The organism is Nesterenkonia alba DSM 19423 (assembly GCF_000421745.1).
Classification (GTDB): Bacteria; Actinomycetota; Actinomycetes; order Actinomycetales; family Micrococcaceae; genus Nesterenkonia; species Nesterenkonia alba.
The window spans coordinates 105,235-119,653 of the sequence record NZ_ATXP01000004.1; the positions used below are offsets into that span (position 1 = coordinate 105,235).

Annotated in this window: 11 protein-coding genes; 7 read left to right on the forward strand and 4 right to left on the reverse strand. The window is 64.3% G+C overall.

What is annotated here, in order from left to right; translation table 11 throughout:
- The first annotated feature begins 34 nt into the window (after positions 1–34).
- The 4 genes from H578_RS13305 (at position 35) to H578_RS0104580 (ending at position 6,202) form a co-directional block, all read left to right on the forward strand.
- Positions 35–889, forward strand: coding sequence for a DUF3710 domain-containing protein (locus H578_RS13305; protein ID WP_022872522.1), 855 nt, complete (start codon positions 35–37; stop codon positions 887–889).
- Positions 890–899: 10 nt separating this feature from the next.
- A complete protein-coding gene (locus H578_RS13310; protein ID WP_022872523.1) occupies positions 900–1,670 on the forward strand; it encodes a DUF3159 domain-containing protein in 771 nt (256 codons plus the stop codon).
- Positions 1,667–3,115 (forward strand): class I SAM-dependent RNA methyltransferase, encoded by a 1,449-nt coding sequence (locus tag H578_RS0104575; protein WP_022872524.1) that lies wholly within the window; start codon positions 1,667–1,669, stop codon positions 3,113–3,115. The genes H578_RS13310 and H578_RS0104575 overlap by 4 nt, the downstream gene beginning before the upstream one ends.
- Positions 3,116–3,343: 228 nt before the next feature.
- Positions 3,344–6,202, forward strand: coding sequence for an aconitate hydratase (locus tag H578_RS0104580; protein WP_022872525.1), 2,859 nt, complete (start codon positions 3,344–3,346; stop codon positions 6,200–6,202).
- A gap of 124 nt (positions 6,203–6,326) precedes the next feature.
- Here H578_RS0104580 and H578_RS13315 read toward each other — a convergent pair whose 3' ends face one another.
- The gene (locus H578_RS13315; protein ID WP_022872526.1) at positions 6,327–7,448 is read right to left on the reverse strand and encodes a glycosyltransferase family 4 protein; all 1,122 of its coding nucleotides are present in this window, start codon (positions 7,446–7,448) and stop codon (positions 6,327–6,329) included.
- Between the two features lie 137 nt (positions 7,449–7,585).
- On the opposite strand from H578_RS13315, the gene H578_RS0104590 reads away from it, so the two are divergent.
- The 3 genes from H578_RS0104590 to dxs are packed head-to-tail and all read left to right on the forward strand — an operon-like array spanning position 7,586 to position 12,033.
- A complete protein-coding gene (locus H578_RS0104590; RefSeq protein WP_028463939.1) occupies positions 7,586–9,718 on the forward strand; it encodes an amylo-alpha-1,6-glucosidase in 2,133 nt (710 codons plus the stop codon).
- Between the two features lie 15 nt (positions 9,719–9,733).
- Positions 9,734–10,015 (forward strand): MerR family transcriptional regulator, encoded by a 282-nt coding sequence (locus tag H578_RS13320; RefSeq protein WP_022872528.1) that lies wholly within the window; start codon positions 9,734–9,736, stop codon positions 10,013–10,015.
- A gap of 35 nt (positions 10,016–10,050) precedes the next feature.
- Complete coding sequence (gene dxs, locus H578_RS0104600; protein WP_022872529.1) at positions 10,051–12,033, forward strand: 1-deoxy-D-xylulose-5-phosphate synthase; 1,983 nt, start codon at positions 10,051–10,053, stop codon at positions 12,031–12,033.
- A 31-nt stretch (positions 12,034–12,064) separates the two neighbouring features.
- Here dxs and H578_RS13325 read toward each other — a convergent pair whose 3' ends face one another.
- Genes H578_RS13325 through H578_RS0104615 form a run of 3 tightly spaced genes read right to left on the reverse strand, consistent with a single transcriptional unit; the run spans position 12,065 to position 14,356 of the window.
- Entirely contained in the window at positions 12,065–12,481 is a 417-nt protein-coding gene (locus H578_RS13325) for a Rieske (2Fe-2S) protein (protein WP_169558500.1), read from the reverse strand.
- The gene (locus H578_RS0104610) at positions 12,478–13,677 is read right to left on the reverse strand and encodes an HRDC domain-containing protein (RefSeq protein ID WP_425411255.1); all 1,200 of its coding nucleotides are present in this window, start codon (positions 13,675–13,677) and stop codon (positions 12,478–12,480) included. The genes H578_RS13325 and H578_RS0104610 overlap by 4 nt, the downstream gene beginning before the upstream one ends.
- Before the next feature lie 34 nt (positions 13,678–13,711).
- The gene (locus tag H578_RS0104615; RefSeq protein WP_022872532.1) at positions 13,712–14,356 is read right to left on the reverse strand and encodes a DUF3000 domain-containing protein; all 645 of its coding nucleotides are present in this window, start codon (positions 14,354–14,356) and stop codon (positions 13,712–13,714) included.
- Positions 14,357–14,419 lie beyond the last annotated feature (63 nt).

Here is a 14,419-nt window from a genome sequence, read left to right on the forward strand (position 1 = left end):
CGCCCCGCCTGATTGAGCTGATGTAAGGAGACCGATGCTGTTCGGCAAGAAGAAAAAAGACCAGCCCGCCAAGCCCGCTACGATCAAAGAGGCGCTGGCTCAACAGGAGGCTGAGCCGGAGGTCGAGATCACCGAGGGCTCCGCCGGTGACGATGACGACGTCGTCTCTGAGGAAGGCGCTGACACCACCTCCGCAGCGGACACCTCTGAGGTGACTTCCGACGGTGACGAAGACCAGCGCGCCCAACCCTTCGCCGTGGCCAAAGCTCCCCGGGACATCAGCGAACTCGAGTCCACCCGCGGATACCTGAACTTTGGGTCGGTGCTCATCCCTGCGTTGAAGAACCAGAAAGTCCGGCTCGACGTGGACCAGAAGACCAAGCGCGTGGTGTCCCTGACCATCGGGCTGGGTCAGGCCAGTCTGCAGTTGCAGGCTTTCTCCGCGCCTAAGTCTGGCGGTATTTGGGATGACGTGCGGAGTCAGATCGAGGAATCTGTGCTCAAGCAGAAAGGCCGTGCCCGGCACGTAGAAGGCCGTTTCGGCACTGAACTGCACGCCCGAGTCCCCACCACTCTCAAAGACGGGCGGCAGGGGTGGCGAGCTGCTCGCTTCATCGGCTATGAAGGCCAACGCTGGTTCCTGCGCGGGGTCATCGGCGGCCGCGGCGCCATCGACCGTAAAGCCTCCCAGGCGGTGGAGAATCTCTTCGCCCACATTGTGGTCAACCGCGGGGAAGACCCCTTGCCACCACGTGAGCTACTGCCTTTGAAACCCCCTCCGGGTACTAAGCGGGTCCGCGTGCCGCGCCAGGGCAGTGCCGCCGAGGCGCAGAACTCCCGGGCAGCTGAGTCTTCCCAGCCCCGGTCCCGGGACAACAGCGGGGAGTGACGACCACCGCATGAGCAACGGGTCCAACGCTGACCAGGTCGGGCGCCAGCTGTCCGATTCGGCGGCGAAGAAACTCTCCACCCGCGACGACGGTTCCCTGGACATCAAAGCCTCCGTGGGCGGGTGGCGCGGAGTGGCCGAGGCAGCCCTGCCGGCAGCTGCCTTCCTCACCGCTTACCTCATCACCGAGGACTTGGTGCCCGCTCTCATCGGTGCGATCGTCATGGGTGCGGTCTTTACCGCCATCCGACTAGCTCAGCGTGGCAGCCTCATCCAGTCCTTCTCTGGGCTCATCGGGGTGCTCATCTGTGCGGCCTTCGCCTACTTCTCCGGCGATGCGCGGGGTTACTACGAGCCGGGCTTCTTCATCAACGCTGGTTACATCCTGCTGTTCGTGGTTTCCATCGCAGTGAAGTGGCCGGCCATGGGTGTGCTCTTCGGCCTGGTCCGCGGAGAGGGCTTCGAGTGGCGGCACGACCCCATTCGCCGACGTCGCTACGCCCTGGCCACCTGGATCATTACTGCGGTGCTCTCCACCCGCCTGGTGGTGCAGCTTCCCCTCTACTGGGCGGATCACGTCGCCGCACTCGGGGTGGCGCGGGTGGTCATGGGCGTGCCGCTCTACGCCTTCGGCCTGTGGCTGGGGTGGATGATAACCCGCCCCCAGGCCCACCACCAGGCAGCCGAGAAAGCCGCGCAGAAAGGTGATGCCGAGCACGCGGCGCGGGAGGAGGAGACCGCCGAGGCCACTCCCCCCTCCCCGGACGGTGCTCAACGGTGAGTACCGCAGCAGACACTCTGGAACTGACTACCGGGCCCATGGTCCACGGCGGCCACTGCATTGCCCGCCACGAAGGTCGTGTGGTGTTCGTCCGTCACGCCGTGCCGGGGGAGACCGTCCGAGTCGCGCTCACCGAGTCCGCTCCCGGGGCGAAATTCTGGCGTGCCGACGTCGTCGAGGTCCTTGAGGCATCCGACCACCGCCGGCGTCACCCGTGGCGTGCGGCTGACTCTCTGGCCGCCTACGAACGCAACCTGCGGCCGGTGGGCGGCGCGGAGTACGGCCACATCACCGAAGCGCACCAGCGCCGGCTCAAAGCCCAAGTCTTCCGGGACACTCTGGCCCGCATCGGAGACATCACCCTGGCCGATTGTGACCTCCCCTCCATCGGGGCGGATGGGGAACTGCACGTCACCGCCCTACACAACCCCGACGGCGGATTGCACTGGCGCACGCGGGTCAGCTTCGATGTTGACGAGACCGGCCATCTGGCGATGAAACCGCACCGCTCGCACGACCTCATCGGTGTGACCCGGATGCCACTGGCCGTTGAAGCCATCGACACCAGCGGCATTTTCAGCTGGGATTTCAGCGGTGCCCAGCGAGTCGACGTCGTCGCCCCCGCGGGGGAGCAGCCGCTCACCCTGGTTATCCACGCCGAAGAACGTCAGGGACTGGGGGAAGCCGGCAGTGCTGCACTGCGTCAACAGGCTCAGGCGGAGTCCACGATTGGCTCGATCATCCTGGCCCACCGCCACACCGAAGGTGTCGCGACCAGCGGTGCGGGGCGTCGTCGTCGTTCCCAGCTGCGGCCGACCCGGGTCAGGTACGAGGTCCTCACCGGTGAACGCACCATCACTGAGCCGCTACCGGTCTGCGTTCCACCTCCCGGTGGGGCGCCCTCCTTGGCAGCCGTCGAACTACCCCCCGAGGCCTTTTGGCAGATTCACCGGGCAGCACCGCAGACTCTCACCGAAGCCGCGCAGGCGATGAGCGGGCTGGAGACCGGGGCTAGGGCTGTGGACCTCTACGCCGGGGCGGGACTGTTCACCGCCTGGGCTGCAGCCACCGTCGGAACGAGTGGACGGGTGCTCTCCGTGGAAGCCGCTGAAGGAGCCAGTGCGGCAGCCGAGCGGCTCTTTACCTCCTGCGAGACGGTCGAGGTCGTCCGCTCACCGGTGGAGAAGATCGCAGCGGATCTGCCCGAAGCCGATCTCATCATCCTCGATCCACCGCGGGCCGGGGCCGGTCGGGGCGTCATCGAAGGAATCGACGCTGCAGCGCCGCAGCAGATCCTCTACATCTCGTGTGATCCGGCCTCTTTCGCCCGCGACGCCAAGCAGCTCACGGCCCTGGGATGGCGGCTGGCCGATATCCGCGTGTTCGACATGTACCCCAACACCCACCACATGGAATCGGCAGCGATCTTTACCTCCCCGCGGTGAGGCCCACCTGGCCGCTGATAACTGACAGATGTGAGTAGGATGGAGGCGATACAGCCCTCGGGCGCTCACGATGTCGTGAGCAGAGGTCTGGGTCGCGCCACTGACCCGGCTCCTGACCCGCCGCGCGCACCGCGGTGCCAGGGACCGGGGCGACTCGGCTGAACGCCCGTGGGCGGGCAAGGCCCGCGTGGGCCGTGTCAGTCTGGCAACGAGACAAGGAGTCGAAGCGTGAGCACAGTCGACAGCTTCGGAGCAAAAGGCGTTCTCAACGTCAATGGCGCCGATTACGAGATCTACCGGCTCGACACCGTCGAGGGGTACGAATCCCTTCCCTACAGCCTCAAAGTGCTGCTGGAGAACCTGCTTCGCACCGAGGACGGTGCGAACGTCACCGCCGATCACATCACCGCTCTGGGTAGTTGGGATGAGACCGCACAGCCCAGCACCGAGATCCAGTTCACCCCCGGACGTGTGCTGATGCAGGACTTCACCGGCGTGCCCTGTGTGGTCGACCTGGCCACCATGCGTGAGGCCGTGGCCGATCTGGGCGGTGACCCCAACCAGATCAACCCGCTGGCACCGGCAGAGATGGTCATCGACCACTCCGTGCAGATCGACGCCTTCGGTTCCGCCGATGCCATCGAGCGCAATATGGACATCGAATACCAGCGCAACGGCGAGCGGTACCAGTTCCTGCGGTGGGGACAGACTGCCTTTGAGAACTTCCGTGTGGTGCCCCCGGGCATGGGGATCGTCCACCAGGTCAACATCGAGTCCCTGGCCCGGGTGGTCATGACCAAGCAGACCGACGGCGCTCTGCAGGCCTACCCGGACACCTGCGTAGGGACTGACTCGCACACCACCATGGAGAATGGCCTCGGCGTGCTCGGCTGGGGTGTGGGTGGTATCGAGGCCGAGGCCGCGATGCTTGGTCAGCCGATCTCCATGCTCATTCCTCGCGTGGTGGGCTTCAAGCTCACCGGTGAGATCCCCGCCGGTGCCACCGCTACCGACGTGGTGCTCACAATCACCCAGATGCTGCGTGAGCACGGCGTGGTCGGCAAGTTCGTCGAGTTCTACGGCGAAGGTGTGGCCGAAGTGCCCCTGGCCAACCGTGCCACGATCGGGAACATGAGCCCCGAGTTCGGCTCCACGGCTGCGATGTTCCCCATCGACGAGGTCACCATCGACTACTTGCGACTCACCGGCCGGACCGAGGAGCAGATCGCCCTGGTGGAGGCTTACGCCAAAGAGCAGGGCATGTGGCATGACCCATCCCGTGAACTGCGCTTCTCCGAGCACCTCGAGCTGGATCTTTCCACGGTGGTGCCTTCGATCTCCGGGCCGAAGCGTCCTCAGGATCGCATCGCGCTCAGTGACGCCAAGGAACAGTTCCGCAAGGACATCCACAACTACGTCACCGAGGAAACCGCTCGGGTCACCGAGGCGGTCAACGGCAAGGCCGATGAGGCTGTCTCCGAGACCTTCCCCGGCTCCGACGCCCCAGCACACAGTGCGGACGAAACCCAGGACCCGGCGGATAAACCCCGCCCGGCAGATCCAGACGCCGAGCCCGTCATCGGTCGGCCGTCAAAGCCAGTGCCGGTGAAGATGGAAGACGGCCGTGAATTCCACATCGACCACGGTGCGGTCTCCATTGCTTCCATCACCTCCTGCACCAACACCTCCAACCCCAATGTGATGCTGGCCGCAGGAGTCCTGGCTCGCAATGCGGTGGAGAAGGGCCTGGTGCAGAAGCCATGGGTGAAGACCTCAATCGCCCCCGGGTCCAAGGTCGTCACCGATTACTACGAGAAGTCCGGGCTCATTGAGTACCTGGAGAAGATTGGGTTCTTCGTGGTCGGCTACGGCTGCACCACCTGCATTGGTAACTCCGGTCCGCTTCCCGAGGAGATTTCCCAAAAGGTTCAGGAAGAGGACCTCGCGGTGACCTCGGTGCTCTCCGGTAACCGGAACTTCGAAGGCCGGATTAACCCGGACGTGAAGATGAACTACCTGGCCTCCCCGCCGCTGGTGGTTGCCTACGCCCTGGCTGGGTCCATGGACTTCGACTTCGAAAACGATCCCCTGGGGCAGGACGCCGACGGCAACGATGTCTACCTGCGGGACATCTGGCCAGACCCTCAGGAAGTCCAGAAGATCATCGACGAGTCCATCGACACGGACATGTTCACCTCCAAGTACGCTACTGTCTTCGACGGTGACGAGCGCTGGCAGTCCTTGGACACTCCAGAAGGTGCGACCTTCTCCTGGGATGAGAACTCCACCTACATCCGCAAGGCCCCGTACTTCGACGGTATGGAGCTGGAGCCCGAGCCGGTCAGCGATGTCACCGGCGCCCGAGTGCTGCTGAAGCTCGGTGACTCGGTGACCACGGACCACATCTCCCCGGCCGGTGCCTTCAAATCCGATACACCGGCTGGCCGGTACCTGCTGGAGAACGGTGTGGAGCGCAAGGACTTCAACTCCTACGGCTCCCGGCGCGGTAACCACGAAGTCATGATCCGCGGCACCTTCGCCAATATCCGCATCAAGAACCAACTGCTGGCCGATGAGAACGGCGGGGCCGGTGTCGAAGGCGGGTTCACCCGTGATTTCACCCAGGAGGGTGCACCGCAGGCCTACGTTTATGACGCCGCGATGAACTACCAGAAGGAAAACATTCCGCTGGTGGTGCTGGGCGGCAAAGAGTACGGTTCCGGTTCTTCCCGTGACTGGGCGGCCAAGGGAACCCGCCTGCTGGGCGTGCGTGCGGTGATCGCCGAATCCTTCGAGCGTATTCACCGTTCCAACCTCATCGGCATGGGTGTGCTGCCGCTGCAGTTCCCCGAGGGGGAATCAGCCGACACCCTCGGACTGACCGGCTTCGAGATCTTCGATATCGAAGGAATTGAGAAGCTTAATGACGGGCAGACACCCTCGACGGTCAAGGTCACCGCAACCAAGGAGGACGGCGGAAAAGTCGAGTTCGACGCCGTGGTTCGCATCGACACCCCGGGTGAGGCCGAGTACTACCGCAACGGCGGCATCCTGCAGTACGTGCTGCGCCAGCTGGTCAAGAAGTAACCGGACACCTGTTGATGAGGTGACAGCGACCAGCTGAGAGCATCGGAGACGGTACGCCTTCACGTGTCAGGCCCCGGCGCCGGGAACAATCCCGGGCCGGGGCCTGACACTGTCCACGGGACGTTTAGAACGTGCGTCGAGTGAGATCTTGAATATCGTTGGTGCCTTCAACCAAGGTCCGATAGATGCGTTCATAACCGGATCCCATGACCGGTAAGTCGAACTTCGCCTCTGCATGGGCCCGGATCGCTGCCGGGTCCAAATGCATCGCTTGGTGGATTGCTGCTGGAAGATCCTCGATACGATCCACAATGATCCCGGAGGTACCATCGGCGACGACTTCCGGGACGCTGCCGCGGCGTGTGGCGACCACCGGAGTCCCGCAGGCCATGGCCTCGGCCATCACCATGCCGAAGGGCTCCTCCCATTGGATAGGGAAGAGCAGTGCGGAAGCTTTCGTGAACAGCTCGCGTTTGAGCACCGCGTCGGCTTCCCCCAGGTATTCCACACCGTCGCCGAGCCGTGGCTGGATGTGCGCGGCAAAGTACTCCTTTTCCGGATCTTCATTGAGCTTGCCGGCCAAGACGATGCGTCGGCCGGCAGCTTTCGCTGCCTCAATGGCCACATGAGCTCCTTTGTCCGGATTAAACCGGCCGATCCACAGCAGAAAGTCATCCTTGGCTGCGGTGAAGGGGAAGCTGGCGACGTCGACCGCATTGTGCACGGTGCCGATCCAGTTGAGGTCCGGCGCCTGTCGTCGCTGGGCCTCGGAGATCGCGATGATATCCACGCGGCTGCCTAGGCTGCGGTAGTACTCCCCATTCAGGCCGCTTACCGGTCCGTGCATCGTGGTGACGGTGGGAATACTCCGGCTGCCGGCCAGCAGCGGACCGGCTAGGGAGTGATCGTGGACGATGTCCAGCTCCAGATCCTCCAGGGCCCGGGCGGTTCGGGCTGCGGAGATCACCTCGGGCATCGGACTGGAGCCCAGCAGCTGGGAGGGCGGCTGGTCGAAGGTTGTGATGTGCTGCCTGGCACGGGTGCCGTTACCACCGGCGGAGACGAGGACTACCTCGTGGCCGCGGGCGACGAGCTGATCGGTCAGGGCTGCGACGACCGCTTCAGTGCCTCCGTATCCCTTGGGTGGAAGCTCGAACCAGGGCGGGGCGACCATCCCGATGCGCAGAGGACGATCCTGTGTTGGTGCCGAAGCGGCGTCATCGGGAATCTCTGGGGCAATGGACATGGGTTCCTCCAGATTGAACGTGAGGGAAGCAACCAGTGATCCTTCAGTGCAAGATGAAGAATACTTGCAATCAGAGTTGTAACTAATATCCTAGTGAACCGCAAGAGACGTGTGTGATGGAAGGTGAGAAGAGTTCCATGACCGAGCAGTCTGTCCGCCCGCTGATGCCCTCGGAGGATGTCCGGCCTGCCGGTTTACCGGCAGTCTCTCTGCCACAGACTCAGGTGACCCAGGTCGAAGGATCTACCTTCTGTGTCTCTGGGATCCATGGGGATATTCGGCCCGGTCGTGCTGAGGGGCTCTTCGTCCGGGACACTCGAGTGCTCTCGCGGTGGGAACTGCGCGTTGACGGCGAATTGCTCGAACCTCTGACTGTTATCCCAGCTGAGCCCTTCGAGCAGCGGTTCGTGGCCCGCGCTCCGGTGCGTGAAGGTCTCGTTGAGCCGACGCTCATCGTCGAGCGACGCCGGCTGGTTGGTCAGGGAATGCGCGAAGACATCACCGTGCATAATTATGGACCCGAGGCGGCAGGTATCCACCTCAGCCTGACCGTTGAGGCGGATTTCGCTGACCTGTTCCAGGTCAAGGAGGGGCGGAGCGCATCGCTGGCCTCAGTGGCCCACCACCAGTCCGGAAACGATCTCATCTTCACCTCTGAGCGTGGAGACCAGAACCGGGGGGTCCGGGTGAGTTCAGCCGGTGCGGTGACTGCCCCACACACTTTGACCCATCGGGTGGTGGTCCCCGCACACGGGCAGTGGTCGGCCAGTGTCACGGTCCACCCCTCGGCCTCGGGGGAAGAGTTCGACGCCGTCTTCCCCACAGAGCAGGACATCGAAACGACTGAACCAGCCCAGCGTATGCACAGCTGGAGGGAGACCACGCCCCGCATTGAGGTGGAGAACACAGTTCTGGCTGGGGCGCTGGCCACCAGTGAACAGGACCTCGGTGCGCTGCGCATCACCGATCCTGAGCATCCCGAGGACGATGTCGTTGCCGCTGGGGCGCCGTGGTTCATGGCTCTGTTCGGCCGCGACTCACTGCTGACCAGCTGGATGTTGCTCCCCTTTGCGCCGTCACTGGTGCTCGGCACACTCACCACACTGGCCCGGTTACAGGGCTCTGGGGTGGACCTCATGACAGAGGAAGAGCCCGGCAAGATCCTTCACGAGGTCCGCCATGGGGCTGATCTTTCCCTCGCCCTGGGCGGTGACAGTGTGTACTACGGTTCTATCGACTCCACTCCACTGTTTGTCATGCTCGCCGGACGAGCCCTGCAGTGGGGCGCATCAGCTGAACAGCTCGAACCAGTCAAAGACGCTGTGCGGGCTGCAGCAGCGTGGATCCGCGACTACGGTGATCGCGACGGCGATGGATTCGTGGAGTATCAGCGGTACTCCGATAAGGGGCTGGCCAACCAGGGGTGGAAAGACAGTCACGACTCCATTGCCACAGCAGAGGGCGTCCAGGCCGTGGCCCCGATCGCATTGGCCGAGGTGCAAGGATATGCGTATGCCGCTTACAGGGCCGTAGCCGACTTAGAGGACTTCTGGGGCCGGCCAGAGGTCGCCGAACGGTGGCGAAGCGAAGCCGCCGCTTTGAAGGCTCGGTTCCACGAGGTTTTCTGGATGCCCGAGCGCAGGTTTTACGCCATGGCCCTCGACGGGCACAAACAGCAGGTGGATGCGTTGAGTTCGAATATTGGCCACTGCTTGTGGACTGGCATCGTGGCAGAAAAGTACGTCGACGACGTCGTCGATACCCTCATCAGCGAGGACCTCTTCACCGGATTCGGCATCCGGACGCGGTCGGCCTCCTCCCAGGCTTTCAACCCGGCCAGCTACCACAACGGCTCGGTGTGGCCACACGATACGGTCATTACCGCCGCTGGTATGCAGCGGGTCGGGCGCCGCGATGCTGCACTGCGAGTTCTCTCCGGACTCACTGACGCCCTTGAGGCATTCGGTGGTCGACTGCCGGAGTTGTTCTGTGGTTTCTCCCGCCAGGACATGCCGGTCCCGGTGCCGTATCCCACCTCGTGTTCGCCGCAGGCATGGGCGGCGGCCGTGCCCTATGAGATGCTGCGCATCGGGCTGGGGCTGGACGTGGATCTCACCCGCGGGCGGGTCTGCGCTGAGGCGGCACCGAAATTCTTCGGTGCCGTGTCGGTCCGAGGAATCAGTCTGGGCCAGAAAGGGAGCCTGGACGTCGTCGCCGATGAACACCAGGCCCAGCTCAGTGGCATTCCGGAAGGGGTCCAGCCCCGGTAGACTGTGTCCCCAGATATGCTCCACGAGACCACTCCCTTCTATACGATCGGCCAGGTTGCCGAGATCCTGGGTGTCCAGCCGGCTGCGCTGCGCAGACTCGACGAGCAGGAGATCGTCTCCCCAGAGCGTTCCGAAGGTGGTCAACGGCGGTATTCCCAACGTGAGGTCGAACAGCTGCGCCAGATCGTTCAGCTCACCGAAGAGGGGGTGACCCTGCCGGGTGTGAAGAAGGTCATGGAGCTGCAGCGCCGGGTTGATGAGCTGGAAGAAGAAGTCGCCGAACTGCGCTCCGAATAGGGACTTCGGCGCGCCAGGCCGATACAATCGCAAAGATGAGCATCCTGAAGACGATCCAGTCGCCGGCGGATCTGTCCAAGCTCAGCGCCGAGCAGCTGGAGCGCCTGGCCGGGGAGATCCGTGAGTTCCTCATTGCCAATGTCTCCGCCACCGGCGGGCACTTAGGGCCCAACCTGGGCGTGGTCGAATTGACCTTGGCACTGCACCGGGTCTTTGACTCTCCGCGCGACTCCATCATCTTCGACACCGGCCACCAGGCGTATGTGCACAAGCTGGTCACCGGCCGTCAGGACTTCTCCACACTGCGCACTCAGGGCGGGCTCTCTGGGTACCCCGATCGCGGTGAGTCGATCCACGACATCGTGGAGTCCTCCCACGCCTCCAGTTCACTGTCCTGGGCAGATGGCATCTCCCGGGCCCGTGCACTCTCCGGGGAGGGAGACCGGTACGTGGTCCCAGTCATTGGCGATGGCGCACTGACCGGTGGCATGGCCTGGGAAGCGCTGAACAATATCGCTGCCGATAAGGACCGGCGGGTGGTGATCGTCGTGAACGACAATGGCCGCTCCTACGCACCGACGGTCGGCGGGATCGCCAACCAGCTGTCCAAACTCCGGCGTGGGGTCCTGGATAAGGTCCGCACCCACCCGACTTACGAATCGGTGATGGACGGCACCAAGCAACGGCTTCAGGACGGCGGGCCGGTCAGCCGCATGGTCTACCGCAGCTTGCACGCGGCCAAAAAGGGCGCCAAGGACTTCTGGGCACCTCAGGGTCTCTTTGAGGATCTGGGGATGAAGTACATCGGTCCCGTGGACGGGCATAGCCTCTCTGCCATGGAAGAAGCTCTGGCTGATGCGCGCAGTTACGGCGGGCCGGTCATTGTGCACGCCATCACGGAGAAGGGACGTGGCTACGCTCCGGCCCGGGCCGATGAGAACGACCAGTTCCACGCAGTGGGGGTCATCGATCCGGAAACGGGGGAGGCGGTCTCGCGGGGGACCTCACGGTCTTGGACCTCAGTGTTCGAAGAGGAGATCGCCGCGATCGCCGATGAGCGTGACGACGTCGTCGCCCTCACCGGAGCGATGCTCATCCCCGTGGGGCTGCGCACCTTCGCCCAGCGCCACCCCCACCGGGTTTTCGACGTCGGAATCGCAGAACAGCACGCCGTGGCCTCTGCTGCTGGACTGGCCTACGGTGGGATGCACCCTGTGGTGGCGGTCTATGCCACGTTCCTCAACCGAGCTTTCGATCAGCTGCTGATGGATGTGGCTCTGCATAAAGCCGGGGTGACTCTCGTGTTGGACCGTGCCGGTGTCACCGGTCCCGATGGTCCGAGCCACCACGGAATGTGGGACCTGTCTCTGCTGCAGATCGTTCCCGGACTACGGATCGCCGCACCCCGGGATTCCACGCGGCTGCGTGAAGAACTGCGCGAAGCCGTCGCCGTGGAGGATGCCCCCACCGTGGTTCGGTTCTCCAAAGGCACCGTCAATGATGAGATCGATGCCTTGGACCGGCTCGACGACGGCGTCGACGTCCTGCGCGCCAGTACCTCACTGGGCAGCGGCGCCGATGTGCTCATCGTCTCGGTGGGGACCATGGGGGAGCTGTCCTTGGACCTGGCCAAACGGTTGGAGGATCAGGGGATCACCTCCACGGTGATCGACCCGCGCTGGGTGTTGCCGGTACCGGAGTCGGTGGTTTCCCTGGCTGCGCGGCACCGGATCGTGGTGTGCATCGAGGACGGGGTCAAGGCCGGTGGTGTCGGCTCCCGAATCCGCCAGGACATGCGTGCTGCCGGGGTCGATACCGCCCTGAACGAGGTGGGTCTGCCGGTGGAGTTCCTCGCTCACGGCTCACGGGCTGAAGTGCTGGAGCGGGTGGGGCTCACCGCTGCGCAGATCGCCCAGGACACGGTGGCTCAGGTACTGGGGACCAAAGTTCCCTTCGCCCGGCGCCTGCCCGGGGAGGACACTCCCACCGGGGAGATTCCCGCCTTTCGTACCCGCTGAAGCGGAAGCACGGGCACGGCCACCCGGAGATCTACAGGTATAAACGGATGACGCCCTCGGAGATCTCTGCCTCCACGGCGTCAAGGGGATCTTCTGCCGGCCGGACTTCGACCTGACCGGTGACCAGGTTGTATTCCGAACCGTGGCAGGGGCAGCGGAACGTACCACGGTCTTCATCAACGCCGACGGTACACCCCTGGTGAGTACACACCGCGGAGAAGGCCCGAACCTCAGCATCTGAGACCCGGTGCAGCAGAAAGTACTCCTCACCCACTTGGACCTGTTCAGAGGCCCCGACGGCGAGCGACTCGGCGTCGAGCACCTCAACCCACTGACTCGGTTCGGACTCTTCGTCGGCACCTGCGCAGGCGGTCAACGTCACAGCTGAGGCCGCAGCGCAGCCGCCTAAGAAAGTCCGACGCCGACACGGCGTCGTCGTAGGCTTCACAGCTCCTCCAGCGGATCCGGGTCCAACATCGCCACAGTGATGATCGCGGCGGTCTGTTCGACCTGCCAGGGCCGTGCCCCCAACTCCTCAAGAGCCGTGCTCACCGTGTCGAGATCAATGCTCTGCGGAGGAGACCAGCACAACTGTTTGAGGACCGCAGGGGTCAGCAGGGTCTCCGGCATCATGTTCAGCGTCTCAGCGTGGCGAGCCAGGCGCGCCCGAGCAGTGCGGAACCGGCGAAACGCTTCTGGATTCCGGTCCTTCCACGTCCGAGGGGCGGGAGGTCCGGAGTCGGGGCGTTGCCGGCCCGGCAGGTCCTCGGAGGCGGCACCTGCCTCAATGGCGCGAATCCACCGGGGGGCTTCCCGCTTGGCCGCCCGGCCCTGGAACCCCGGTACGTCAAGCAATTGCGGGACAGTGCGGGGCATTGCATCGGCGGCGGCTACCAGCGCTTTATCCGGCAACAAGTGCCCGGGGGAGAGGTCACGTTTCTCGGCCAGCGATTCTCGGGCCAGCCACAGTTCACGCAGCACCGCCATCTTGCGCGGTGACTTCAGCCGGTTGATGCCGGAGGTCTTGCGCCACCGCTCGTGCCGGGGCAGCTGAGCCGGTTTGAATCGCCGCAGGTACTCAAATTCCTGCTGGGCCCAGTCCCACTTGCCCTGATCGGTGAGCAACTGGGCCAGAGCTGCGCGCAACTCGATGAGCAGCTCGACATCCAGGGCGGCATACCGTAGCCAGGATTCCGGGAGGGGCCGTCGTGACCAGTCCGCAGCGGAGTGCTCTTTGGCCAGCCGGACCCCGAGCAGTTGTTCGACGACGGCGCCGAGCCCCACTTTGGGCAGTCCCGCCATCCGGGCCGCAAGTTCGGTGTCAAAAAGTGCTGGTGGGCTCATCCCGAGTTCGGCCAAGCAGGGCAGGTCCTGTGTTGCCGCGTGCAGGATCCACTCCGCATCCCCCAGGGCTCGCTGGATGGGCAGCAGTGTGTCGAAGACTTCGGGGTCGATGAGCCAGATGCCGGTGCCTTCGCGCTTGAGCTGGACCAGAAACGCCCGCTGTCCGTATCGGAACCCGGATGCGCGTTCGGCGTCGACGGCGACTGGACCCTGGGCAGCACCCAGCGCCTCGGCACACCGCTGTAACCCTCGCTCAGTGTCAATGACACCCGGTACACCGCCGGCGGGCTCGGTGAGCAGGGGTAGCTCCTCAGTATGTTCAGTCACTGGAGTGTCAAGTCCTCCTCAAGGACGGTAGGGCCAGCACGCCGTCAGGTACCGGTGGCAATCCGGCGAAAGAACACACCATATCCGCCCAGGCCTCAACATGCCGGCCGAGATCCCGGCTGCGGGGGGTCCAGGAGGCGCGCAGTTCAACGTCGTTACTGGGGGCCCGGGACTCCAGCGAGCCGAAGGACTCCGAAAGGATTCGAGTGGCGGTGCCTCCGGCGTGGGTGCAACCGGCACCGTACTGAGCCAGTGAGTCAGACAGCCAGGTCCAGGCCACAGAGGCCAGCAGCGGGTCATCGCTCATCTCCGGTTCCAGCTCGGCGCGGATGTAGATGACCACCCGGAAATCCCCACCCCAGGAGTCTTGGCCCTCTGGGTCGTGCAGCAGGATGAACCGCCCAGTGGCCAGTAGCTCAGGGTCGTTTGTTGCGGTGGTTTCTTCGGGAACTTCAGCGCTGAGCGCGACGGCGAAAGGCGCCAGTTTTCTGGGAGCGGGTACCTCTTCGACAGTCGCTTCCTGGCGGGTGGTGGCTGAGGTGATCTGGTCCAGTGCCACCCGAAAGCTGGCGGGCAGCCCCTCCGGCCCCTGCGGGGTGTCACGGCGGGGGCGGCTGGGGCCGGGTGTGTTCAGGGGGCCGAAGACGCTCACACCTCAACCCTAGAAAGCCCTGGCGCCAGGGTCCCTCAGGCGCGCCGGAGGAGCGTAGCGGCG